The sequence below is a fragment of the Acinetobacter sp. G18 genome (assembly GCF_052660225.1).
Window position 1 is genome coordinate 3,494,222 of the sequence record NZ_CP109658.1, and the last position, 24,927, is coordinate 3,519,148.

Genomic DNA, 24,927 nt, shown 5'->3' on the forward strand with positions numbered 1-24,927 from the left:
AGCAGTAATATTTAAACAGTTAAAGGAGACCTTAGTCTGCCTTTAACTGTTTTAAAATCGCTCTTAATACCTCTAACCGAGCTGTATATTTATCATCAGTCGCAACAATATGCCAAGGTGCATACTCAGTGCTCGTTCGTTCAAACATATCTGCCGCTGCTTTTAAATAGTCATCCCATTTATCACGATTACGCCAGTCTTCTGCGGTAATTTTAAAGCGTTTATGCGGTGTCTCTTCTCTGGCTTTAAAACGCTGCTCTTGCTCATCTTTACTAATCGCTAGCCAAATTTTCACTACAATGGTTTGACTATCAAACAAATCTTTTTCGAAGCGGTTAATCTCATCATATGCCCTTTGCCACTCTAAAGATGACGCAAACTCTTCAACTCGCTCAACGAGTACGCGACCATACCATGTACGGTCAAAAATCGTAATTTTTTCAGCTTCATTAATACGGTTCCAGAAACGCCATAAATAAGGATGTCTCGCTTCAAAGCGTTCAGGAGCTCCAATACAGTGAATTTCATATTCACGCGGATCTAAATTTTTAACAATTCGTTTAATGGCACCACCTTTGCCTGCGGCATCCATTCCTTCAAACGCAATTACCACATTTCGTTTATCAAAGCGCATGCTATCTGCAATTCTTTTGCTCAGCTTATCGAGCTCTTTTTTATATTCGGCTTTATCGAGCTTTTCCTGAGCAGGTTTTAACAAACTTTCAGGAATCTTTGCTTGCTGCCATTTTCCTTTGACTTCACTTTCATGCTCAGGTAAATCACGCATATTTTGCAAAAGATATTGGGCAAAAAACTGATCACGCTGTGTTTCATCTTCCCCATCAATAATGTACCAATCATCGGTAAAACGGCGGCGTAAATTTTGCAAAGTGTCATATTGTTTTTTATTACGCCAGTCTAAGCCGTGGAGTTTATGCCAGTGCTGTTCAGAAGGGTCTATTTTATCTAACCGTTTTTGCAATGATTTCCAAGAAAGATCAAACCAGACTTTAATCACATCGACATAATTATTTTTTAAGTCTTGCTCAAATGAACGCATATTTTCAACATACGCATCAAAACGTGCCTCATCCAAAGGCTCTGCAACATGAGTTGCCGTGACAAGCAAGTCGCTATACCAATTGCCAAACATCACCACAATTTGGCCTTCAGTTGGAATAAACTCTGAATAAAACTGCCAAAATGCTTCTGTATCGGTGAGCATACGTGGCGCATCTGCTTTTACCCGCAAATATCTCGGGTCTAACCATTCGCGAAGCTGCTTAACTGCCTCCCCCTTTCCAGCAAGCTCAATACCACTCATTAATATCAATGTACTTTTAGCATTAGGCTTACCTCGACTATCTTTTAAAGCATATTGTGCTTCAATCAAATCGACTGAAAGCTGTTCTTTATCTCGAATTTCGAATTTCGGTTGTTGTTTACTCATACTCTGGAGCTCTAATCTTTTATTGTTTAATTTCGATGATCTTTAACTTATGCGCTTAAATGATGAATTGCTATACAAATTATGTCATTGCGGCAAGATTTCACTTAAAAATTGACGGATAAATCATTTTTTTTACATCTACTCGCCATAGTAGAAGGTTACAATGCCTCTTATGATTTTTTGTAAATAGCCCAATATTAGAGCCTTACATGTCTAAACTCGCTGCTTTTGATGATCTTTTACAACAATATAAAACATTTAATTATCATGATAATCCTGTGCTTGCCCAACGTTTGCAAGATGTACAAACATGGCTAAAAGAGCGGATGAAAGATACCCATCATGACTTTTTTAATTTGCCAGAGCATAAGCTCATGTCAGAGTATTTTTTAAACCGTTTATATGGTGGCCCAGAGTTCGATGCGCTTGCTGCACAAATTGAACGTCTATTGAAATATGCCCATAAAGCCGAAAAAGTATTGCCTGAAAATGCGATTAAAACCGGAACTAAATCGGTAAGTTTGGCTGTGCTTGCGACTCAACTTGATGAGCAAGTCGCCATGCAACTTCTCGCAGACTACCCAGCAGATACCGTACTCACCGACGAGATCATGCGCTTAACCTTAATCAAGCTTGATCAAGCAGAAGCCCGTTATCAACAGCTTGCTCTTCTTGACGATCTAGGGATCGCTTTAGATAAATACATGCGTTCATTTATGATGTTCACTGCATTTAAAATGTGTAAAGGAATTGCTCAAAAATATCATTTCGAATTGATGTATGATTTTATTCAAGATGGTTTTAGTGCGATGAAACCGTTAAAATCTGCAGAAAGCTTTATCAAGACTTTTACGGAAAAAGAACGCCAAATTGTTGAAAATGTACATTCAGGGCATCCGAATCCGTTTAGAGTGTGATAAGGTCGGCACATAGAAAAACTCAACCTCACGAAGTTGAGATTTTATTCATTATATTTGCATGATGATGCCTGTAAAAATAGACAAAATCTGTCATCATGCAGAACTTATTCCGTTTCACTTGAGTTTGAGTCTAGGAGAGACAATATGTCTAACGAAAACCAAAAGCCAACATCTCCAACTGAGCAGGCACAAAGTTCAGACAAAGTTAGCCCATTCCTAAGCTCACCTTTACCGCAAGGTACACCTCAAGGGCAACAACAATCTTTACAGCAAACGCTAACAGATACACCTGTTAGTGGTTCTGTACCTAAATATAATTTACCACGTGGCGCAGGTAACACTGGCAACGTTGGTGAAACAACACACTTTGGTTACTCAACAGTTAGAACTGAAGATAAAGCTCAAAAAGTTGCTGAAGTTTTCCATTCGGTTGCAAGCAAATATGACTTGATGAATGACTTGATGTCATTTGGTATTCACCGTTTGTGGAAGCGCTTTGCAATTAATATGTCTGGTGTTCGCCGTGGTCAACACGTATTAGACATTGCTGGCGGTACAGGTGACTTAGCAAAAGTATTTAGTCGTGAAGTAGGTCCGCAAGGTCATGTGGTACTTTCCGACATTAACGAGTCTATGCTGAATGTTGGTCGTGACCGTCTAATTGATGCAGGCTGTACCAATGTCGATTTCGTTCTTGCCAATGCAGAAACATTAGAGCCATTTGCAGACAACAGCTTTGACCTTGTTACTATTAGCTTTGGTTTACGTAACGTAACTGATAAAGATGCAGCACTTGCTTCTATGTTCCGTGTACTTAAGCCAGGTGGCCGTTTACTGATTCTTGAATTCTCTAAACCTGTATTTGAGCCATTCTCAAAACTTTATGATCTTTATTCATTCACTGCTTTACCGATTATGGGTAAATTGGTTGCCAATGACTCAGAAAGCTATAAGTACTTAGCTGAATCAATTCGTATGCATCCAGACCAACGTACTTTAAAAGGTATGATGGAAAATGCTGGTTTCCAGAACTGTGACTATCACAACTTAACTGCTGGTATCGTTGCCGTTCACCGTGGCTTCAAACTGTAAGGTATAGCGATATGTGGTCGATTCTGGCACTTGGTGCAGTCGAACGTATCATTCATCATCTGATCGATCTGGATGCATTAACCCGCATTCAGCTCAATCAGTTACAGGGCAAAATGTTGCGTGTTGTCATCGATAGCCCGCAGCTTTCTGTCGATGTATTCTTTGACCAAGAAAAAGTACGTCTTGAACCTACTGCAACTGGGCATAGCGAAAAACCTTCTATTTTTGAACAACGCCCTTTTGATCCGCAATTCAAAATTTCTGAAGCAACAGCAACTTTGCACGTTAAAGATGTGGTTGAACTCATCAAACTATTGGTGAGTGATGCAGACCAGATTGGTAATATCCCACTAGAAGGTGACTATCACCTATTACAAGATATTCAAAAAATTATGCAGCAAGCTGAACCTGATTTAGCTGCGCATTTATCAAAATGGGTTGGTCCTCAACTCGCTCATGAAATTGGCAAGATTCAGCTTGCACCAAAGCATTTAAAACGTTCTATTCAAAGCCATCTATTTTTTGCTGAAGATGCTTTAAAAGAAGACAGTGGTTTATTTGCCCCACGTTGGGAAATGGACAATTTAAATCAAGCTACGCGTAAGCTTAATCAAGATATTGACCGTCTAGAAGCTAAATTGCAGCAGCTCAATGCACAACTACAACCCACTCAAGACTAGGTAAGACTGTATATGATTCCGCACGTTTCACGTTTACTCGAACTTTGGCGTATTGCAGCGCACTATAGACTCGATACGTTATTCCCTGCGGATGAATTACCTGTTAAAGCTCAGCGTGCATTAAGTGTTATTAAAATGCATCCTGCTGCATGGTCGAGTCGCGAACGTAAAAATCCTTTAAAGCTCAAAGAGGCTTTAGAAGAGATGGGTCCACTTGCAATCAAACTTGGACAATTACTTTCAACTCGACGCGATTTAATTCCACCTGAAATACTCGCTCAATTGGTCTTACTTCAAGATCAGGTAAAACCTTTTGATAGCAATGTCGCCAAACAACGTATTCAAGAATCATTAAAAGCTGATGTAAATACCTTGTTTGCACGATTTGATGACCAGCCATTAGCGGCTGCTTCAATTGCACAAGTTCATACTGCTGCTTTGCACGATGGTCGAGAAGTCGTTGTTAAAGTGACTCGCCCTGACATTCGTAATCAAATTTTGCAAGACTTTGAGATTTTGGCATGGTTAGGCAACACATTAGAAAGTCGCCTTGAAGCTGCTCGTGCCTTACATCTCTCTGAAATTATTCAAGACTACCGCCAGATTATTTTAAATGAGCTGGACTTGAGTATCGAAGCAGACAACACTCGTCGTATGCGCCATTACTTTACTGGCTCAACCATGATGTACGTGCCTGAAGTCTACATGGATACCAAAGATGTCATGGTGGCTGAACGTATTACTGGTGTGCCTATTTCAGATACGGCAACCTTTGACCGTCTAGGCATGGATCGCGCACAACTTGCAGAAAAAGGACTAACCATTTTCTTTACGCAAGTATTCCGCGATAACTTTTTCCATGCTGACATGCATCCCGGCAATGTCTTTGTAGAAACAATTAACCCAAGCAATCCACGCTTTATTGCACTCGACTGTGCAATTATGGGTGAGTTATCTAAGCATGACCAGATGACCATTGCCCGCATGTTGCTTGCTGTAATGAACAGCAACTTTATGCAGCTCATTCAAATTGTGCATCAAGCTGGCTGGATTCCACCAGGTACAGACCAAGATGCGCTATCGCGTGAAATGCGTCGCACAGTTGGTCCAATGGTATCTAAACCAATGGATCAACTTGATTTTGCGGGCATCTTGATTCAAGTGATGGATATTGCCCGTCGCTTCCATTTAGAGATTCCACCGCAACTCATGTTGTTGCTAAAGACTTTAGTGCATGTTGAAGGCCTAGGGACCGATCTTTATCCGCAGCTCGACATCTGGAAATTGGCAAAACCAATTTTGACAGAATGGGTCAAAGCCAACATGAACCCAGTCAAAAATATAAAAGAGTTAGGACAGCAATTACCTGACCTGCTTTTAGGTGCCCAAGATTTCCCAAGCTTAATTGTTGACAGTTTAAATGGTTTAAAAAATCAGTCTGCTTGGCAAGACCGTCAGTTACGCGAAATGCAGCAACTTCGTTTGCAAATAGAACATCAACAACGCCGCAGTTGGATATTTGGCAGTACCATGCTGATTTTGCTCACCATCGCGATTATTAGCCCTTGGTTTGTTTCTATTATTTTAATTGTGCTAAGCAGTTTATTAGCGCTTTGGCGTATATTAAAATAATTAAAAAGGTTCTTAATTTATTCAAGTTTTTTAAGACTTGAAAATAAATGATGTATATGATTTATTCAGTTCATATGCATCAGATTAAGAGAATGCCAAGTGCTTATTTCATCGGAATGGTTTAGCATCAATCAGATAGAATGTTCTCGCACAATTGCTTGCAATGATGCCTATCCACGTCATGTGCATGATGAATATGTAATTAGCGCTAATATTTCAGGAATTGAAGAAATTTGGCTAAATGGCAAACAAGATTCTGTAAAAGCAAAACAAGTTACTATATATAATCCTACATCAATACAATCTTCTCGATTTAGTAACAATCAAGTTGAATTTTTTAGTATTCATCTTCCCCAGTGTGCACTACGTGCTTTTGTATCTGAAAATAATATCTATAGCAGTAATACTGCTCCAGTATTAAAAGAAGGAATTATAAAAAATACTGAGTTATTCAATGCCATTATTTCATTTAATCAAAAAGATGACTCACCTTTTAATAAAGAACAACAGTTATTATTGCTTTTAGGCCAACTTGTTGAAGACAAAATTTATCTCGATGCTCAAGCCAAATCGGCAGTATTATTTATTCAAGAATATATGCGCGCGCATTTGACAGCAAAGCTGTCACTCGATGAACTTGCTCACATGAGTGGTTTAAGCAAATATTATTTCGTGCGTGCATTTAAACAACATGTTGGAATGCCGCCACTCCAATATCACATGCAACTACGCTTAAATGCAGCAAGAAACCTACTAAGAAACAATATGAATTCTGTAGAAGCCGCCATGAGCCTTGGCTTTTATGATCAAAGCCATTTTATTCATGCTTTTAGAAAAACGATGGGGGTAACCCCCCACCATTATTTGACACAAATTAACTCAGGAAAGAATAAATTCTTTATAACCTGAATAAATCACATAAAATGAGAAATAAGCAAAAATCACAGCAGAAGCAATATAAGAATACTTTAAAATATTTTTGCCTAATATCTTACTGCCAAAGCCACCAACACCAGATAGTACTGCAGCCCAGAATATACCTGCTATAAAAAAACCTAGCAGAAACCATGAGACTGCAAAAGAACCATTGTTTCCCATTCTAGAAATGAGTGCTCCACCTACTGTAGCAAACCATAAAATTGCTGTAGGAGAAGACATCGCTAATATCATCCCCTTACCAAAAGACTTAAAGGAAGTCTCCTCTTTAACAACTTTTTGTAGTTGAATCTCTTGTTTTTTTTGTAAGGCTTCTTTTAGCATTTTGATAGTAAACCAGATGAGTATTGCTCCACCACCAATCCATAATAACCATCGTATTGGTTCATATTGCAGTAGAATACTCATACCCGCCAAGGCTAAAACAGCATAAATCAGGTCACCGACACAGGTTCCGATACCTAGCCAAAGTCCTTGAAAATAGCCACGTTGCATTGCTAAATTAATAATCGCAATATTAGCAATACCAATATCTAAACAGAGTGACAAACTAAGAAGAAAACCATTTGAAAACGGTTCCATTAAGCGCACTCCTTAACTCTTTGACTATATTCAATTACATCTACTGTTTTACCAAGACGGATTATAATTTCTTCAGCATCTTTTTTATTATGATGAGGAGAGTATTTTTGAATGAACATCAATCCCTTTTCAATATCATCACTCAAAACAGTTTCACTCAACTCTTTTACTAACTTCTCAAAAGCAGGAATAAGAATATCAAGATTAACATTTATATGATTATTAGAAATATCAATTACTTTTTCTTCAATTAAATACTTTAATTGGATATAAGCAGAGCCAGCATCAGGAAAATCGCACGCTCCTCTTCTTAAATAACGGAATAATTCTAAAAGGTAAATTTTCCCTAAAATTTCTTTATCTAAATCAAGTTCATGTTTTGTATGTTCCGTCGTACACATTAAAAATCCAAAAAGATCTGCTAGAGATTCTTGAATTACCATTGATCCCCATCGATCCATTTTACTTAGCAGATCAAATCTCGTACAAGAACGAACAATAGAATGACCTAAATCATGCCCCCGAAACCATGCTATTAAATATCGAGAACATATACTAATATCAGGAATTTCTATTTTATCCCATCCAAATAATTTCGTCTCTTTACGAGAAAATTTTTCAAACATTGTTAGATATGTATTTGCAAATACAACTGTTCTTTTAACAGGTGAATATTTAATGCCTTCATCTTCTGGAAAGAAGTAAGCAAAATGTTTTGGGTAACCATTAGCCTCACCAGCGACTGCTAATAGATCAACTATTTTATAAGAGCAAAATGGTAGTGCTATAAGGTCCTCATTAATTGTATTTTTTAGCCAGCCAAGGTTTTTGTTGAACAATTTATCTACAGTGTCTGAAATATTCTGTAACTCATTATTAGGAATTCCAAACCATGCCGAATGATACTGGGATTTTGATTTTCCTATCCAAGTAGACATATATCCTATGCCTTGAAGAAGCTCATTTTCATTAAGAGCAGCAATTCTTGGTAACAGTTCACTCTGTAATTTTTCATCTTGCAAAATTTCTGCTCTCATCATTAATGATTTTTTTGTGTCCTCATCATTAAATTCTTGTGTCAATCTCAAGCATATAAAAGCCAGCTTTTCTTTCATTATTTTAATTAAGCCATCATGATTTTCTTGATTAAGAGGTTGAATATTATTAATCGCATCACTAATACGAATTGCTTGATTTATAAGCTCTAGCGCCTTTGGAGAAAAATTATTTGGAAGAGGAATGTCCATCATATGGACATGGTAATGAGAAGATAAAGGCCAAAACTTAGTCGAGAACATGATTTGCTCCATTGTATTAAATTATATTTTCAACTAAACCACGCCATGCCTTAATCTGTATTGGAAAAAATTGCCACACTACAAAGTTCAATTATCTACTCATTAAATACTCGGTGCTGTTCCTTTTGAAATGAAATAGAAATATAGAAAGAATTATTCCTAAACACAGCTTTCATACCGTAAACTATAGTCACCGTTTTTACGGTTCATTTTTACTCATATAACACTTTTGGTGATTCCTCATGAACAATACGCAATGGCTCGATGAAGTAAAATTTAACGAACAAGGTCTTATCCCTGCCATTGCTCAACATCATCAAACCGGACGTATTTTGATGGTAGCGTGGATGAACCGTGAATCACTTGCGCTCACAGCAGAAAAAAATCAGGCTGTATACTTCTCTCGCTCTCGCCAAAAACTCTGGCACAAGGGGGAAGAATCAGGCCATTTTCAAACAGTTTATGAAATTCGTCTGGACTGTGACGGCGACGTAATTATTCTACAAATTGAACAACACGGTGGTATTGCATGCCATACGGGTCGTGAGTCTTGTTTCTACCGTAAACTTACCCCACAGGGTTGGGAAATTGTCGATGCACAATTAAAAGACCCTACTGCAATTTATGGTGACAAAGCTAAAACTGAAAACCACGATCACGCTCACACCACTGAACAAGTTGATGTGCTTGCTCACTTAGGGCAATTGATGCAAGAGCGTAAGCAAGCAGAAGCAGACACTTCATATGTTGCAAGCCTCTACAAAAAAGGCATTAATAAAATCTTAGAAAAAGTTGGCGAAGAAAGCGTAGAAACTATTATTGCTGCAAAAGACTACGCTGCTCAAAATACAGAAAGCAATTTAAATGACTTGATTTATGAAACTGCCGATTTGTGGTTCCATAGCATTGTCATGTTGGGTTATTTCGATCTTAATCCACAACTTATTATTGACGAATTAGCTCGTCGTCAGGGTTTATCTGGTTTAGTTGAAAAAGCTAACCGCAACAAGGTTTAAAATCACTCAGTGTCGAATATCGAAAAACCTAAAGCCACCTATGAGCAAGCAATTGCCATAGATAACGGACGTCTTGGGCAATCATTTAAAGTGATTGCCTATGCGGGTACAGGTAAAACCACCACATTACAAATGATTAGCGATGCCATGCCTGAACGGCGTGGTATGTACCTAGCATTCAACAAGGCCATTGCAGGCGAAGCTCAGAACAAATTTCATCGCAATGTAGACTGCCGTACTTTTCACTCACTCGCTTTTCGCAGTGTGCCACGCGGCGTAACTGATAAATTACGCTTGCCGCGCTTAAGTCCAAGCTTCATTGCAAAAGAATATCGACTAGAACCGATTACCTTACGACGCATGATGGGTGGGCGTTATGAAAAATACGTCTTAATGCCAAGTCGCCTCGCAAGTCTTGTCGCCAATGCGGTGAGTTATTTCTGTTCGACTAGCTCACAATACCCCGCTCCTCGACATATTCAGGCACCCAACTGGTTACATCCAGACGACATTACCGAGCTACAAACCCACCTTTACCCTGCTGTTGAACGGCGCTGGTTAGAGTCTATCGACCCGAACCATCAGGCCGGAATTGGTCACGATATTTATCTCAAGCTTTGGGCCTTGTCTGAACCTAACATTCCAGCCGATTATGTCTTATTTGATGAAGCCCAAGATGCCGATCCTTTAATGCTGGGGATTTTACTTCGTCAAAAAAGTACGCAAGTTATTTATGTAGGCGATGCACATCAGCAAATCTACGCGTGGCGCGGTGCAGTAAATGCCATGCAACAACTACCTTTGCCAGAGTCTCGTCTCACCACTTCTTTCCGTTTTGGAGAGGCAATTGCCGATGTCGCCAATGCTTTGCTAGGTGGCTTAAATGAGACAGTTCCTTTGCTTGGTAATCCGAACCAAAAATCAAGTGTCGTCAATAAACCGCATACAAAAATGCGTGATGCGATTTTGTGTCGTACCAATGCTCGGGCAATGGAGCTTTTATTAGCTGGTTTAGTTCACGGTGACAAAGTAAGTTTGCAGGCAGACCATCAAAAACTAAACCGCTTTGTAGATGCTGCGAGTCTCTTGAAACAAGGAAAACGAGTTACTGACGTTCCCGAGTTGGCATGGTTTAACTCATGGCATGATGTTCATGAATATTGTGAAACCAATGAAGGAAGTGACATTAAACCATTGGTTAAACTGGTAGATGATCACGGTACTGACCCACTGAAAAAAGCGCTTGCAAAGATCACTCCACTTGAACAAGCTGACTATGTCATTTCTACCGCCCATAAAGCAAAAGGACTAGAGTGGAATCGTGTCCATATTGAAGATGACTATCAATTTAAAATTAATGGCTTAGAGCACAAGATTACAGATGAAGAATTAAGATTACTTTACGTGGCCTGTACTCGTGCTAAAGTAAGTCTAAACATCCATCATCTTTATGATCTGATACAACAATTAAAAGTAAGGGCGCCTTTAAGTCTTCGAAAGTCGGTTGGTTGAAGCGCTCATAATTAGGTGAGCCTATGAGACTTGAATCTATCCAATTTAAACATGTTGCTCTGTTTCATGATCTAAAGATCCAGTTTGAATATGATAAACAACCAATTACTTTAATTTTAGGTGAACAGGCAACCGGAAAAAGTATGTTGCTCAAGCATATTTATAATGCCTTAACATGGTTTCCTGCTCGCTTGAAAGATGTCCGTACTCCGGGCGTGGTTATGCCTGATCAAGACATTACCCTTTCTCGTTTGCAGTCTAAAATAGAAGTCAGTATTCATATTCCTTCAGAGTTTGGTCAACTCCCTGAAACAACTTCAGCACAGCAGACTGACACCTCATTTTGTAGCTGGAAACTGTTTAAGACCTTAAATTCGAGTGGAATAGGCATGAGTCAAGTCGAAACTCAACAACTCGATCAAGCCATTGCACTTTATCATCAAGTAACGAGAAAAGACCCACTTCAAGGTCTGCCCTTACTTGCCTATTATCCATCTGAGCGCTTTGTTAACGATATAAGTTTGCTCAACAAAAACCTACCGGGCATTACCCAATCTATTTCTGCTTACGATATTAGTTTAATTCCATTTACAACGTTTACTCGCTTTTTTGAATGGTTACGGGAAATTAGCGATATTGAAAATGCGCAAGCAGCTCATGTTGTACAAAAAATTATTTCACAACAATCAAATCCAGAAGATCAGGACGAACTTTTACGCCAACTTCAAATCGAATTGGCAGGACAACCAAAGCAACTTCCCTCTCCAAATTTATACGCACTCAAATCAGCGTTAAAAACTGTTTTTCCTGAGCTTTCTGAGCTCTATTTACAATATCACCCAAAGCTTCAACTTATGGCCCATTATCAAGGTGAGATTTTAACGTTTCAGCAACTTTCAAATACCACAAAAACATGGATTGCTTTGGTAGGTGATATTGTTCGTAGACTTTGTTTACTCAATCCATTAAGCCTAAACCCTTGCCTTGAAGGCGAAGGAGTTTTGTTAATTGACCAGATTGATTCGCAATTAGATGCTCTGCATTGTTCTGAAATTTTAAATCGTCTGCATCAAGCCTTTCCTAGTCTACAAATTATTGTGACTGGAAGTCGTGAAGAATTACTTGAACATGCAGTTACCTACCAATGTCTTAAATTAGAACATGGCAAGGTTACTCAACTTGATTTAAATACCACTCAACAGCAGCTTGAACACCTTTATACGCTATTGCAAAGAGATGAAACAGTTCCTCATGTCGATACGCTACCACTTGATACTCAACCTTCGATAACTCAAATCGACAGTTTGTACCAACAAATCCAAAGCTTAAATGAACAGCAAAAAATTGAATTATTACGTATGATTCATACAGGAGATACTTCAGAAGAAACTTCTTCTCTTTAAAACGTTATTATTCATTTAGTGCAATTTTTATAATAAAAACCTCATTCGCTAAATATACGATGAAATCTGGTTTTTAAGCTGAAAAATCACTAGATGTTGTTACCGCATGTAATAACATCAGATTTTTAATGATTTTTTAGTGTACAATAAATTTCATTTTGCGTTTTTATTATTCAAGTTGCGCAATACAACTTGTTTCTCGCTTTATTTTTCTAATTTGGTCGGGTTTTCAGAATATAAGCTTTGGAAATCTCTTTGAATTCCTATCTATTCTGAAATGAAAATTTCACCTTTAGGCTTCGGTCTAAATTATATATGGATACGAGTGTGCTACCGATAATTATCTTATTACCGTTAATATTAGGCACCACCCTTGTTTCATTGCTTCAACGGTTTTCACGTGGAGTAACGGCTTTAGGGGCAATCGGAGTCAGTTTAACCAGTTTTGGTTTATTACTGACTCAAGCTAAAACAGTGCTTAGTGGTGCAAGCATTCAACAAAGTTGGGATTGGTTACCACAACTTGGGATTAATCTGAGCTTTAGACTTGATGCCCTTGGTTTATTATTTTCTCTTCTTATTACCGGTATCGGTACACTCATTTATATTTATGCCTATTACTATTTAGGCCCTAAAAATTCACTAAGTAAACTATATTTATTACTCATGCTGTTTATGGCAGCTATGTTGGGTATTTCTCTTTCCAATAATTTAATTATTTTATTAGTCTTTTGGGAACTTACCAGTATTTCATCCTTCTTATTAGTAGGTTACTGGAGTCATTACGAAGCAGCCCAGCGTGGCTCACGTATGGCACTTACCATCACAGGAATGGGTGGACTCGCTATGCTAGGTGGGTTTGTCTTATTAGGACAAATCACAGGTACCTACGAAATTAATGACATTGTCGGAATGAAAGATCTCATTCAAAGTCATCATCTTTTCGTTCCAGCGCTTTTGCTTATTTTACTCGGTGCTTTTACAAAAAGTGCGCAGTTCCCTTTCCATTTTTGGTTACCCAATGCAATGGCGGCCCCCACTCCGGTATCGGCTTATTTGCACTCAGCAACCATGGTTAAGGCTGGTATTTTCTTATTAGCTCGTCTTGCACCTATCTTTATTGGTGCCGCGCTTTATCACAACATCGTTACTTTTGTAGGACTATTTACGCTCTGTATGGCCGCATGCTTTGCAATCTTTAAAGAAGATTTAAAAGGACTGTTAGCCTATTCAACCATTAGTCATTTAGGTCTTATCGTCTGCTTGCTTGGTATTGGCTCACCTTTAGCTGTTGCAGCAGCGGTTTTTCATATTATTAACCATGCAACACTTAAAGCTGCGCTGTTTATGATTGCAGGGATTATTGACCATGAAACTGGTACACGTGATCTTAGAAAGTTAAGTGGGGTATGGCAATTACTGCCGTTTACCGCAACACTTACCATGATTACTGCAGCATCAATGGCAGGTGTTCCGCTCACCAATGGCTTTATTTCGAAAGAAATGTTCTTTACCGAACTGTTAGCAAACCTTTCAGGTTCAACGGTTATCTTTGCCAGTATTATTGCGACTCTTGCAGGTATTTTTGCAGTGAGTTATTCAATCCGATTAGTACACGGCGTGTTCTTTGACGGTCCAATTGGTAAACAAGTACCAAATAAAAATGCGCATGAACCACCAATTGGCATGCGAGCACCAGCCATACTACTTGCAACACTCTGTATTTTAGTGGGTATTTTCCCATCCTTACTGGTCGAGCCTTTAGTTAACAGTGTGACACGTGCAAGTCTCATGCAGCCTGATTTTGCAGGAACTCATCTTGCAATCTGGCATGGATTCAATGCACCTTTAATCATGAGTATTATTGCCTTAGTGGGCGGTACACTTTTCTATTTTGCTTTAGCAAAAGATGGCATGATTCGTAAAATTGACCTCGATCCAAGACTTGGTCGCTTACAAGGTCGTATTTTATTTGATTTGTTTTTAAAACATTTATTATTAACTAGCCGTAAAATCAAACAAAAAACTGAGAATGGTTCCTTACAAAGTTACCTGTTCCTCATCATTGCTTTTAGCATCATCATGGTTACCCTGCCTTTAATCAATCAAGGCCTTACAACAGGTACCCGTGAACTGACACATGCACCATGGATTGCTATTGTTCTTTGGCTAACATTATTCTCTGGTTGCTGGATGATGCTCTGGTTTCATCATGAGCGTATCAAAGCAGTACTCATTAGCGGTGCAATTGGTCTTGTGGTTACCATGGTATTTGTCACCATGTCGGCACCAGACTTAGCGTTGACTCAAATTACAGTCGATGTAGTTACTACTGTATTACTGTTAATGAGTTTATCTCTACTTCCCCAACTTACACCGTATGAATCTCTTCGTTCTCGACGTTTAAGAGATGCAGCTTTAGCAATTATTGGTGGTTTAGGTATTGGCTGGATTACGTGGCTCATTTTAACTCGTGATCACAATTCAATTTCATGGTTCTTTGCGCAGCAGTCTTTACCACTAGGTGGTGGTTCAAACATTGTAAATGTCATTTTAGTCGACTTCCGTGGCTTCGATACCTTCGGTGAAATTACTGTACTCGGCATTGCTGCGATTGGAGCACTTTGCTTAATGGATGGTATGCGGGTACACGGTACCACCATGACACAAGGCCTCACCTATCGCTTTAACCCATCTCCGCTCATGTTCCGTATTACGGCATCATGGGTACTGCCTTTAGCACTTGTCGTAAGTGTCTACATCTTTATGCGCGGACATAATTATCCTGGCGGTGGCTTCATTGCAGGTCTAATTACCTCAATGGCACTGATTATTCAATATATTGCTTTAGGTCAAGATCAAGCGGAACAAATGCTAAAAGCACAATCTGGTCGTCTATACGAAGTCTGGATTGGTTCGGGTTTAACAATTGCAGGCTTAACTGGTATTGCTGCATGGTTCTGGGCACGTCCATTCTTAACTAGTGCTCATGTCTATGTTGAGTTACCAGTTTTAGGAAAACTACATCTGGCTTCAGCAGCAAGCTTCGATTTGGGTGTGTATATCACAGTGGTAGGTGCCACGATGCTACTTATCTCTGTATTAGGGGACTCTCGCCATTCGAGTATGTCTGGTCCTGTACCTCATGGGGAGAAATCATCATGATCAGTTTAGAATTCTTACTGGCCTCTGCCATTGGGCTACTTGTTGCGACAGGCATTTATCTTATTTTACGTGCACGTACATTCCCGGTTGTATTGGGATTAGCCGTACTCGGTTATGCAGTTAACCTATTTTTGTTTGCGATGGGCCGCTTACAAGTGAGTTCACCTGCAATTTTAACTGAAACGACGAATATTACAGACCCACTTCCTCAAGCACTTGTTTTAACTGCGATTGTTATCGGCTTTGCGACTACAGCATTCATTGTGCAACTAGCATTACGAAGCCGTTATGAATCAGGTAGTGATCATGTTGATGCTAAAGAAGATATTTCCCCAACATACGACCCACGTGAGGATGAGCCGTGATGTTTGATTTTTTATCTTTTTGGCAAGCAAATACACCTATTTTCAGCATCCTCATTCCTGCTTTTACTGGTTTTATCTTATTACTTTTAGGTAATCCTGGCGCTGGCGCATTGAAAGAAGATTGGCGACAACCTTGGCGTCGTGGCATTAGTTTAGTCTCAGCAATTGCAGGCTTAGTCACTGCTGTTAATTATCTTATTGTTGCAAATACTGGACAAATTACGGTTTATCAGTTGAGTGAGTGGTCAGCTCCTTTTGGTATTGTCTTAGTACTCGACCGACTCTCTGCATTTATGCTGGTTTTAACCTATGCATTAGCAGTTCCAGTTCTATGGTATGCCAGCGCAAATTGGGATACACGTGGACGCTATTTCCACGCCATATTCCATTTTCTTTTAATGGGGTTATGCGGAGCATTTCTTACAGGTGACTTATTCAACCTGTTCGTTTTCTTTGAAATTTTGCTTATGGCGTCTTATGTCCTGCTGCTACATGGACAAGGGAAGCCACGATTTCAACTTGGCGTACACTATGTCATTATCAATCTTTTAGCCTCTGCCCTATTCTTAATTGGCCTTGGTATGATTTATGGCAGTGTAGGCAGTCTAAATATGACTGACGTTTCACGCCTTTTACCAACTTTAGATGCAGACCAGCATAAATTAGCAGTTGCTGGTGCCCTACTCTTATTTGTTGTATTTGGTATTAAAGCTGCCATGTTACCGGTTGGTTTTTGGCTACCAAAAACTTATGCTGTTGCAAGTACGCCCGTTGCAGCAATTTTTACCATTATGACCAAAGTGGGGATTTATGCCATTTTACGTGTCAATGGAACAGTATTTAACGATGTAATCAGTCAGGAAATCTTTAAAGGTTGGCTCCTTCCAATTGGTTTAGTCACTTCTTTATATGGTGTGATTGCAGCAATTGGTGCAGATCGTCTCAGACGTTTTGTTGGTTTTATGGTGCTGTCTTCGATTGGTACTCTATTGACCGCAATAGCAATGTCAAACACGCAAGCATGGTCAGGAGCTTTGTTCTATCTCGTACATAGTACACTGATTGGTGCTGCGTTTTACCTGTTCTGTGGCTGGATGACTTCACAACGTGGTGACTTTAAAGATCACTTAAAGATTGCTCCAAGAATCAAGCAAGAAAAAGCAGCGATGCTGACTTATTTTTTAATTGCAATGATGCTTGCCGGGTTACCGCCTTTTAGTGGGTTCTTTGGGAAAGTATTTATTCTACAAGCGACTGTTGAAACTGCATATCAAGGCTGGATCATTGGAGTCGTGCTTGTTGTAAGTCTATTAAGCATTATTGCGTTAACACGTGTCGGGTTTATTTTATTCTGGAGAGCTTCAGTACCAGAAGAAGATCCAAAGAATCCTGCTTATGTGAGTTATCAAGCTCTACCTATAAAAGCACCACCACGTAATGATTCGGTCATTTATATTCTGCTTGCAGGCTTGATCACTTATATAGTGTTTGCTTCACCCGTATTGCACTACACCACTGGTACGGCTCAACAAATTCAAAACCATGCGCTCTATCAGCAGTCTATTCTTAAGACTGACCAAAATGGCGAAACTATTAGTGTTCAGCCTTATGACTCATCTTATTTACCAGAAACAAAGTATGGTGGAGAAGTTGAAGATCATAATGCCTATCTCGTTCCTGACATTATTTCTAAAGACACTTTTAACGGTGAACATATTTCCGAATATAAGCGCCGCCAAATTCAGCAGCAAGAAAAATTGCTAACACCAACGATTGCTGATGAAAGTCAACTGAAACCTATGGAGCCTTAACAATGCAGCTATCTAAATTGCTTGAACGTTGGTTCCCACATCCATTTGTTTCTTTTTTGATTATTATTTTCTGGTTAATGCTCTCGCATAGTCTTGATGCCAGCGACCTACTTATGGCTGTAATTTTGGGTCTTGTGATTCCGCGTTTAGTTCGACCTTTTATTACCAGAACACCTCACATCCATTGGCAACCAGCAATAAAACTATTTTTTATTGTACTTTGGGATATTGTTATTTCCAATTTTCGTGTTGCAAAGCTGGTATTAGGGCCGCCTAAAAAATTACATCCTAAGTGGTACCGTGTGCCTTTAGAAACGGAACATGAACAGGTGAATTCATTACTGGCAATGATTATTACCACAACACCAGGTACGGTTTCTGCGGGTATTGATCAAGAGCGTGGTGATATTCTGGTGCACTCACTCAGTACAGAAAATACCGAAAGTGATGTGCAAGACATCAAACAACGCTATGAAGCTCCGCTCATGGAAATTTTTGATGTAAAAAGCAAATCGGAGGACAACATATGACCATCCTACCTTATGCTCTTGGTATTAGCATGATTGCTATCACAATTTCTATGTTGCTTTGCTTGTTTCGAATGGTGATGGGGCCATCAATTGTAGATCGTCTTTTGGCACTCGATACGCTTTTTCTAAATGCAACTTGTCTGATTGTTGTATTAGGTATCTATTGGACAACCACCTCTTTATTTGAAGGGGCATTATTGGTTGCCATGCTAGGGTTTGTTTCGACAGCTGCTTTGGCACGTTATTTCACAACTGGTCATGTGATCGATTAAAGGGAGGTCAAAATGCAATTTACAATGGAAATTATTGTTTCGATCTTTCTGGTTTTCGGTGCATTCTTTATGTTAGTTGGATCGATCGGAATGGTACGCCTACCCGATCTATTTATGCGCTTACATGCACCTACCAAATCGAGCACGTTGGGTTTAGGTAGCTTTTTAATTGCTTCAATGATCTTTTTTGCTTTCCAAGGCCGCTTTGGTTTTGCCGAACTATTGATCACACTTTTGGCTTTTATTACAGCTCCTGTTTCAGCCAATTTAATAGCACAAGCGGCACTGCATCTACGCTTACGCTCACTCAGTGGTGAAGTTCCTGAAGCAATAGAACGTCCATTACCATGGGATCGTTATAAAATCGGACAACGCTTTTCACAGAATAAACCTCCGATGGATCCACCTAAACATTAAGTAAAATGTTGAATAATAAAAAAGCCACCCCAAGGTGGCTTTTTTATTTTGAGTTTTAATTACTCTTGGTCATCTGACTTACGTTCCGGTAAATCTTGTACCGCTTTTTCAATAAGACCAAACATATAGTTACCATATGCATTAGTCTTATCGTAATGGAAACGTAAACGAGGCGTAATACGAGTTTTAATACGACGGCTTAACTCATGACGCAAGAAACCAGAAGCTTTATTTAATACATCTAAAGTTTCTTTATTTGCAGCTTCACTTTGTTCATCACCTAGCTCACGCCCCATAACAGTAACGTAAACTTCAGCATATCCCATATCCGCACTGACTTTCACCGCAGAGATGGTCACTAGACCACCTAAGCGAGGATCTTTAAGCTCTTGACGGATTAGCTCAGACAACTCGCGTTGTACTGAATCCGCCATGCGCTTTAAGCGTTGGCTACCCGCCATTAAAGACTCCGTTTAATCAATTGAACATCATATACTTCAATCTTGTCTTGTACTTTGATGTCTTTATAACCTTTGACCGCAAGACCACATTCCATACCGGCACGAACTTCCTCAACCACATCTTTATAACGACGTAATGATTCAAGTTCACCTTGGAACACAACCACGTCATCACGTAATACGCGAATCGGTTTATTACGATGCAATGTACCTTCAAGTACCATACAGCCTGCTGCTGCACCAAACTTACTTGAGTGGAATACTTCACGTACTTCAGCAACACCCAAAATTGTTTCACGGTGTTCAGGAGCAAGTTTACCGCTCATGGCATCTTTCACATCATCAATTAATTCATAAATGATGCTGTAGTAACGAATATCGATACCATCTTGGTCACTGCGTTGACGAGCAGCTGTATCAGCACGAACGTTAAAGCCTAACAATACAGCTTCTGAAGATTCAGCAAGAATCACATCAGACTCAGTAATCGCACCAACACCTGAACTAATTACACGAACTTTTACTTCATCAGTAGATAGTTCATATAAAGCTGCATTTAATGCTTCTAAAGTACCACGTACGTCAGTTCTTAAAACAACGTTCACTGTAGGAACGTCTTTTTTGCCCATTGACGACATAATATTTTCAAGACGCATTGCACTTTGACGATCAATACGTTTTTGACGTTCACGGTCAGCACGAGCATCAGCAACTTCACGTGCTTTCTTCTCGTCATTTACAACAAGAACTTCATCACCTGCCATTGGAGCATCTGGAAGACCCAGAATTTCTACTGGAATAGATGGTCCTGCTGATTTAATTGGCTTACCGTTTTCATCAGACATTGCACGGACACGACCATAAGATGAACCCGCAAGAACAAGGTCACCAATATTTAATGTACCGTTTTGAACAAGAATGGAAGTTACTGCACCACGGCCTTTATCAACACGTGCTTCAATAACAACACCTTGCGCAGCACCTTCAGCAGATGCTTTTAATTCCATCAATTCTGATTGAATAAGAATTAAATCAAGGAGTTCATCAATACCTTGTCCAGTATGTGCAGAAACCTTAGCAATCGGAACATCACCGCCCCATTCTTCTGGAACGATTTGTTTCGTTGTTAATTCGTTTAACACACGGTCTGGATCAGCAGATTCTTTATCCATTTTGTTGATTGCAACAATAATTGGAGTACCTGCTGCACGTGCATGGTCAATTGCTTCTGCAGTTTGTGGCATTACACCATCATCTGCCGCAACAACCAATACCACGATATCTGTTGCTTTAGCACCACGTGCACGCATTGAAGTAAACGCAGCATGTCCCGGTGTATCAAGGAATGTAATGATTCCTTTGTCCGTTTCAACGTGATACGCACCAATATGCTGGGTAATACCACCTGCTTCACCAGCCGCCACTTTCGAACGACGGATACGGTCAAGCAATGATGTCTTACCATGGTCAACGTGACCCATAATCGTAACAACTGGTGGACGAGTTGTTTGCTCACCACGCGCTTCTTCAGCCGCTTCAAGCAAGTTATCTTCCGCTTGTGTATCAGAAACTAGAACAGGGTTATGGCCCATTTCTTCTACAACAAGTGCTGCTGTATCTTGGTCAATCGCTTGATCTTGGTTAACCAACTCACCCATTTTCATAAGTGTTTTGATAACTTCACGTACTTTAATAGCCATTTTTTGAGCAAGATCGGCAACAACAATACTTGAACCGATTTCTACATCGTAGACTTGCTTTTTAACTGGCTTTTCAAATCCATGCTTATTTGCTTGGCTTGATTTTAAACCACGTTTGTTATGGTTAACGAAGCTTTGCTCTTCTTGACCACGACGACCGCCTTTCTTACCAGCACGCGGGTTAGTAGTTGCACCACCGCGTTTAATTTCACGGTCTTCTTGCTTGAATGAATCTTCATAAGCTTGGCCAACAAGGCCTGAAGCAAGTGGAGAATCATCAATTACGCGAATTGTTGTCGTTGTATCATCATTTGAATACTTAGACGCCATTTTGCGCATTTGTTCAAGTGTACGTTGTTGAGCTTCTTCAGCCGCTTTACGACGTGCAGCTTCTTCAGTTGCTTTTAACTGAGCTGTTTGTGCTTCGCGCGCTTTCTTTTGCTCTAAAGTTTCTGCTGGTTTTGGTGCAGGTTTTACTGTACCACCACCACGTTTTTTCACTACAACAGCAGCTTTAGGTGCTGACTGTGCAGCGCTATCTTGTTGGTGAGCAGCGCGCATCGCATCTAAAGTTGCTTTTGCTTTTTGCTCTGTTTGAAGACGCGCTTTTTGCTCTGCAGTATCACGCGCTTGTTGATCTGCACGTGTTTTAGCTTCTGCTTCTGCACGCGCTTTAGCTTCTGCTGCAATTTGTTCTGGGTTTGGCTTAGCAAAAACCTGTTTTTTACGTACTTCTACGTTAATTGTTTTTGCTTTACCTGAAGTACTTGCAACTTTAGCGGTACTGGTTGTTTTACGTTTCAACGCAATTTTTCCTGTGTTACCACTTTCCTGACCATGTACTTTTTTCAAATGATTGACCAAAGTATCCTGTTGTTCAGTGGTAATAATGTCGTCTGCTGTACGTTGAGGCAAACCTGCTTCACGAGCCTGTTCTAGGAGCTTCTCAACAGGACGTCCTACAGTGAGAGCTAACTCTTTAATCGACTTGTCCGTCATATTTCATCTCCTAGTTAAACCATGATTCGCGAGCTTTCATGATCAATTGACCAGCTTTTTCATGATCAAGACCTTCAATATCAGAGATATCGTCAGTAGCCTGATCTGCCAAATCATCAACGGTAATAATACCGCGAGCGGCAAGCGAGTAAGCGATCTCAGAAGTCATGCCTTCCATAGTGAGGAGGTCTGCGCTCGGTTCTTGAATATTTTCTTGCTGTTTCAAAGCATCAGTAAGAGCTGCTTCTTTTGCACGACTTTGCAATAACTCAACCAATTCAGCGTCAAGCTCAATTTCGTCAAAAGTTTCAGCAGGCACATAAGCAATCTCTTCTAAAGAAGTGAAGCCCATTTCTACCAATGCCATTGCTAAATCTTCTTCAATATCTAAACGTGATACAAACATGTCAAGATACTGCTGAGCTTCATTTTGCTGACGAGCACGATACTCTTCTTCAAGCATCATGTCGAGTTTATAGCCAGTTAAATCAGAAGCCAAACGAACGTTTTGACCTTGTGAGCCAATCGCACGAGCCAATTGATCGCTGGTTGCAAAAATAATGTCGGCACTTCTTGCATCTTCATCAAGCACGATGCCTGAAACATCAGCTGGTTCTAATGCACTTGCAATGTATTGAGCTGGATCATCAGACCAAACCACTACATCAATACGTTCACCATTTAACTCCTGTTGCACAGCTTGGATACGCGTACCACGCATACCAATACACGCACCTACAGGGTCAATACGGTGATCATTTGTTTTCACTGCAATTTTAGCACGAACACCCGGTTGACGTGCTGCTGCTTTAATTTCAATAATTTCTTCAGAAATTTCAGGAATTTCTTTTTTCATTAAAGCAATTAACATTTCAGGCTTAGCGCGTGATAACAACAACTGAGCGCCGCGACCTTCACGGTTAACATTATATAAAATAGCGTTTACACGTTGCTTTGGACGAAGAATTTCTTTAGGAATCATTTCTTCACGTGCAAGATAAGCTTCTGCGTTGTCGCCTAAGTCGATAATAAAGCCATCTTTGGTTTGTTTTTTCACTTCACCGTAGATTAACTCACCAACTTTAGACTCGTATGCATCAGCAACTAAAGCACGCTCAGCTTCACGAATTTTTTGTACGATAACTTGTTTTGCAATTTGTGCAGCAATACGACCAAACTCGATAGATTCCACTTCGAGCTCACGTACATCACCAATTGACCATTTAGATGGGTCAAGATCAGAAATGGCGTCTTGGCAAGCTGGCATTTCATGATCTTCATCTGCCACAACAGTCCATTGACGGAATGTACGGTAATCACCTGTTTTACGATCAATTTCTACACGAAGCTGAGCTTCTTCAGCATGTGTACCTTCGTAAAATCTTTTCTTCGTTGCAGCAACTAGAGCTTGTTCTAAAGCCTCGAAGATCGCTTCACGACTAACACCTTTTTCATTACTAACCGTTTCTACAACGGTAAGAATTTCGCGGCCCATAAGTCACCTACCGATTTCTTATATAATTTAAATAAATTTAATCTTGATAGATCAAGTTTGCTTTATCGATATTGTTGCTGTCGATATCAAGCACATGCTTTCCTTCAACTTCAACCTTAATCTCTTCATTTTCAAGGTCTACAGCAAGGAGTTTTGCTTGAAATTTACGGCGATTTTCTACTGCTGCAATTAAACGCAAAGCAACCTGTTGTCCAATGTAACTTTGCAATTGTTCGAGTTGAAAAAATGGGCGATCCCAACCTGGTGAAGAAACTTCTAATGAATACTCACCTGAAATCGGGTCATGAACATCTAACATTGCACCGACTTGTTGTGTAACTCGTACACAATCTTGCACACCAATACCACGACCTTGTTCTACTTCACCATCTTCATTAATCACTGGTTCAGCATTTTCATCAACTGGTCTATCGATATAAATACGCAATAATGAACGTTTACCTTGTGGAAGGAATTCGATTCCCCACAGGTCAACACCACATGCTTGCACTGCTGGGGCAATCATGTCATACAATGCTTGGGATTTATTTGATAATTTCATTTACTCTCGTCATTCTCGTGCGATTCAATCGGTTGTTTTAACCGACACAGACCTACTATAGTGAAGCATGACTATTTGACCAATTGATGTCGACACTACACGATAGCGATACGATAACCAATAAAAAAGGGCGTTAATCGCCCCTATGTAGCACAGAAAACAATAGTCCACTGTGCAAAAAGGCCCACTTGTCTGTGAGCCTCTTTTAAGAAACTTGGTAGCGGGAGCTGGATTTGAACCAACGACCTTCGGGTTATGAGCCCGACGAGCTACCAGACTGCTCCATCCCGCATCAACGTGCAAAAATTATATACAAATATCAAAAAAAGTCAATGTAAACTTATCCAATATTCGCTTGATTAAGTTGCACCTTAATCAAATTGGTAGCGGGAGCTGGATTTGAACCAACGACCTTCGGGTTATGAGCCCGACGAGCTACCAGACTGCTCCATCCCGCATCAATAAACTGCTTGCACTCAACTTTCTGGTTCAAAGTTGGTGCGGAAGGGGGGACTTGAACCCCCACGCCCGAAGGCACTACCACCTCAAGGTAGCGTGTCTACCAATTCCACCACCACCGCAGCTTGTGGGACGCATTCTAGTCCTTCCAACTGCAAAAGGAAAGCCCT

21 protein-coding genes and 3 tRNA genes are annotated in these 24,927 nt (G+C 39.9%); 14 read left to right on the forward strand and 10 right to left on the reverse strand.

What is annotated here, in order from left to right:
* Positions 1-31: 31 nt before the first annotated feature.
* Positions 32-1,450: a polyphosphate:AMP phosphotransferase gene (pap, locus tag NE363_RS16500; protein ID WP_445535485.1), complete on the reverse strand. Its 1,419-nt coding sequence runs from the start codon at positions 1,448-1,450 to the stop codon at positions 32-34.
* A gap of 209 nt (positions 1,451-1,659) precedes the next feature.
* Here pap and NE363_RS16505 point away from each other — a divergent pair, with 209 nt between their 5' ends.
* The 5 genes from NE363_RS16505 (at position 1,660) to NE363_RS16525 (ending at position 6,683) form a co-directional block, all read left to right on the forward strand.
* Entirely contained in the window at positions 1,660-2,367 is a 708-nt protein-coding gene (locus NE363_RS16505; RefSeq protein WP_019456887.1) for an FFLEELY motif protein, read from the forward strand.
* Between the two features lie 147 nt (positions 2,368-2,514).
* A complete protein-coding gene (ubiE, locus tag NE363_RS16510; RefSeq protein WP_004699042.1) occupies positions 2,515-3,462 on the forward strand; it encodes a bifunctional demethylmenaquinone methyltransferase/2-methoxy-6-polyprenyl-1,4-benzoquinol methylase UbiE in 948 nt (315 codons plus the stop codon).
* 11 nt (positions 3,463-3,473) lie between these two features.
* Entirely contained in the window at positions 3,474-4,142 is a 669-nt protein-coding gene (locus NE363_RS16515) for a ubiquinone biosynthesis accessory factor UbiJ (protein ID WP_240061896.1), read from the forward strand.
* 12 nt (positions 4,143-4,154) lie between these two features.
* On the forward strand, positions 4,155-5,774 hold the full coding sequence (locus tag NE363_RS16520; RefSeq protein WP_019456886.1) for an ABC1 kinase family protein: 1,620 nt from the start codon (positions 4,155-4,157) through the stop codon (positions 5,772-5,774).
* A gap of 99 nt (positions 5,775-5,873) precedes the next feature.
* Positions 5,874-6,683: a helix-turn-helix domain-containing protein gene (locus NE363_RS16525; protein WP_019456885.1), complete on the forward strand. Its 810-nt coding sequence runs from the start codon at positions 5,874-5,876 to the stop codon at positions 6,681-6,683.
* Here NE363_RS16525 and NE363_RS16530 read toward each other — a convergent pair.
* Entirely contained in the window at positions 6,654-7,292 is a 639-nt protein-coding gene (locus NE363_RS16530; RefSeq protein ID WP_019456884.1) for a LysE family transporter, read from the reverse strand. The genes NE363_RS16525 and NE363_RS16530 overlap by 30 nt on opposite strands.
* Positions 7,292-8,590: a hypothetical protein gene (locus NE363_RS16535; RefSeq protein ID WP_019456883.1), complete on the reverse strand. Its 1,299-nt coding sequence runs from the start codon at positions 8,588-8,590 to the stop codon at positions 7,292-7,294. Before NE363_RS16535 ends, NE363_RS16530 begins: the two co-directional genes overlap by 1 nt.
* Positions 8,591-8,832: 242 nt before the next feature.
* Here NE363_RS16535 and hisIE point away from each other — a divergent pair, with 242 nt between their 5' ends.
* The 9 genes from hisIE (at position 8,833) to NE363_RS16580 (ending at position 19,081) form a co-directional block, all read left to right on the forward strand.
* Positions 8,833-9,606, forward strand: a complete 774-nt coding sequence (gene hisIE / locus NE363_RS16540) for a bifunctional phosphoribosyl-AMP cyclohydrolase/phosphoribosyl-ATP diphosphatase HisIE (protein WP_191012508.1) — start codon at positions 8,833-8,835, stop codon at positions 9,604-9,606.
* A 9-nt stretch (positions 9,607-9,615) separates the two neighbouring features.
* Positions 9,616-11,118: a UvrD-helicase domain-containing protein gene (locus NE363_RS16545; protein WP_016803971.1), complete on the forward strand. Its 1,503-nt coding sequence runs from the start codon at positions 9,616-9,618 to the stop codon at positions 11,116-11,118.
* Positions 11,119-11,141: 23 nt separating this feature from the next.
* Positions 11,142-12,521, forward strand: a complete 1,380-nt coding sequence (locus tag NE363_RS16550) for an AAA family ATPase (protein ID WP_445535486.1) — start codon at positions 11,142-11,144, stop codon at positions 12,519-12,521.
* Positions 12,522-12,836: 315 nt separating this feature from the next.
* The gene (locus NE363_RS16555; protein ID WP_445535487.1) at positions 12,837-15,686 is read left to right on the forward strand and encodes a monovalent cation/H+ antiporter subunit A; all 2,850 of its coding nucleotides are present in this window, start codon (positions 12,837-12,839) and stop codon (positions 15,684-15,686) included.
* Positions 15,683-16,051 (forward strand): Na+/H+ antiporter subunit C, encoded by a 369-nt coding sequence (locus NE363_RS16560; RefSeq protein ID WP_000624229.1) that lies wholly within the window; start codon positions 15,683-15,685, stop codon positions 16,049-16,051. Before NE363_RS16555 ends, NE363_RS16560 begins: the two co-directional genes overlap by 4 nt.
* Positions 16,051-17,862 carry a monovalent cation/H+ antiporter subunit D gene (locus NE363_RS16565; RefSeq protein ID WP_445535488.1) on the forward strand — a complete coding sequence of 604 codons (1,812 nt, stop codon included), beginning with the start codon at positions 16,051-16,053 and terminating at the stop codon, positions 17,860-17,862. The genes NE363_RS16560 and NE363_RS16565 overlap by 1 nt, the downstream gene beginning before the upstream one ends.
* 2 nt (positions 17,863-17,864) lie before the next feature.
* The gene (locus NE363_RS16570) at positions 17,865-18,392 is read left to right on the forward strand and encodes a Na+/H+ antiporter subunit E (protein ID WP_004699061.1); all 528 of its coding nucleotides are present in this window, start codon (positions 17,865-17,867) and stop codon (positions 18,390-18,392) included.
* Positions 18,389-18,664, forward strand: a complete 276-nt coding sequence (locus NE363_RS16575; protein WP_019456876.1) for a monovalent cation/H+ antiporter subunit F — start codon at positions 18,389-18,391, stop codon at positions 18,662-18,664. Before NE363_RS16570 ends, NE363_RS16575 begins: the two co-directional genes overlap by 4 nt.
* Before the next feature lie 12 nt (positions 18,665-18,676).
* Positions 18,677-19,081: a Na+/H+ antiporter subunit G gene (locus tag NE363_RS16580; protein ID WP_004699064.1), complete on the forward strand. Its 405-nt coding sequence runs from the start codon at positions 18,677-18,679 to the stop codon at positions 19,079-19,081.
* A gap of 59 nt (positions 19,082-19,140) precedes the next feature.
* Here NE363_RS16580 and NE363_RS16585 read toward each other — a convergent pair whose 3' ends face one another.
* The 7 genes from NE363_RS16585 to NE363_RS16615 form a co-directional block, all read right to left on the reverse strand.
* A complete protein-coding gene (locus NE363_RS16585) occupies positions 19,141-19,542 on the reverse strand; it encodes a ribosome-binding factor A (RefSeq protein ID WP_002114836.1) in 402 nt (133 codons plus the stop codon).
* Positions 19,542-22,241, reverse strand: coding sequence for a translation initiation factor IF-2 (gene infB / locus NE363_RS16590; RefSeq protein ID WP_004699066.1), 2,700 nt, complete (start codon positions 22,239-22,241; stop codon positions 19,542-19,544). Before infB ends, NE363_RS16585 begins: the two co-directional genes overlap by 1 nt.
* Positions 22,242-22,251: 10 nt before the next feature.
* The gene (gene nusA / locus NE363_RS16595) at positions 22,252-23,736 is read right to left on the reverse strand and encodes a transcription termination factor NusA (RefSeq protein WP_004699068.1); all 1,485 of its coding nucleotides are present in this window, start codon (positions 23,734-23,736) and stop codon (positions 22,252-22,254) included.
* Between the two features lie 37 nt (positions 23,737-23,773).
* A complete protein-coding gene (gene rimP, locus NE363_RS16600; protein ID WP_002157009.1) occupies positions 23,774-24,298 on the reverse strand; it encodes a ribosome maturation factor RimP in 525 nt (174 codons plus the stop codon).
* 215 nt (positions 24,299-24,513) lie between these two features.
* A tRNA-Met gene (locus NE363_RS16605) sits at positions 24,514-24,590 on the reverse strand.
* Positions 24,591-24,679: 89 nt separating this feature from the next.
* Positions 24,680-24,756: transfer RNA gene (locus NE363_RS16610), tRNA-Met, on the reverse strand.
* Between the two features lie 38 nt (positions 24,757-24,794).
* Positions 24,795-24,879 (reverse strand) — tRNA-Leu (locus NE363_RS16615).
* Positions 24,880-24,927 lie beyond the last annotated feature (48 nt).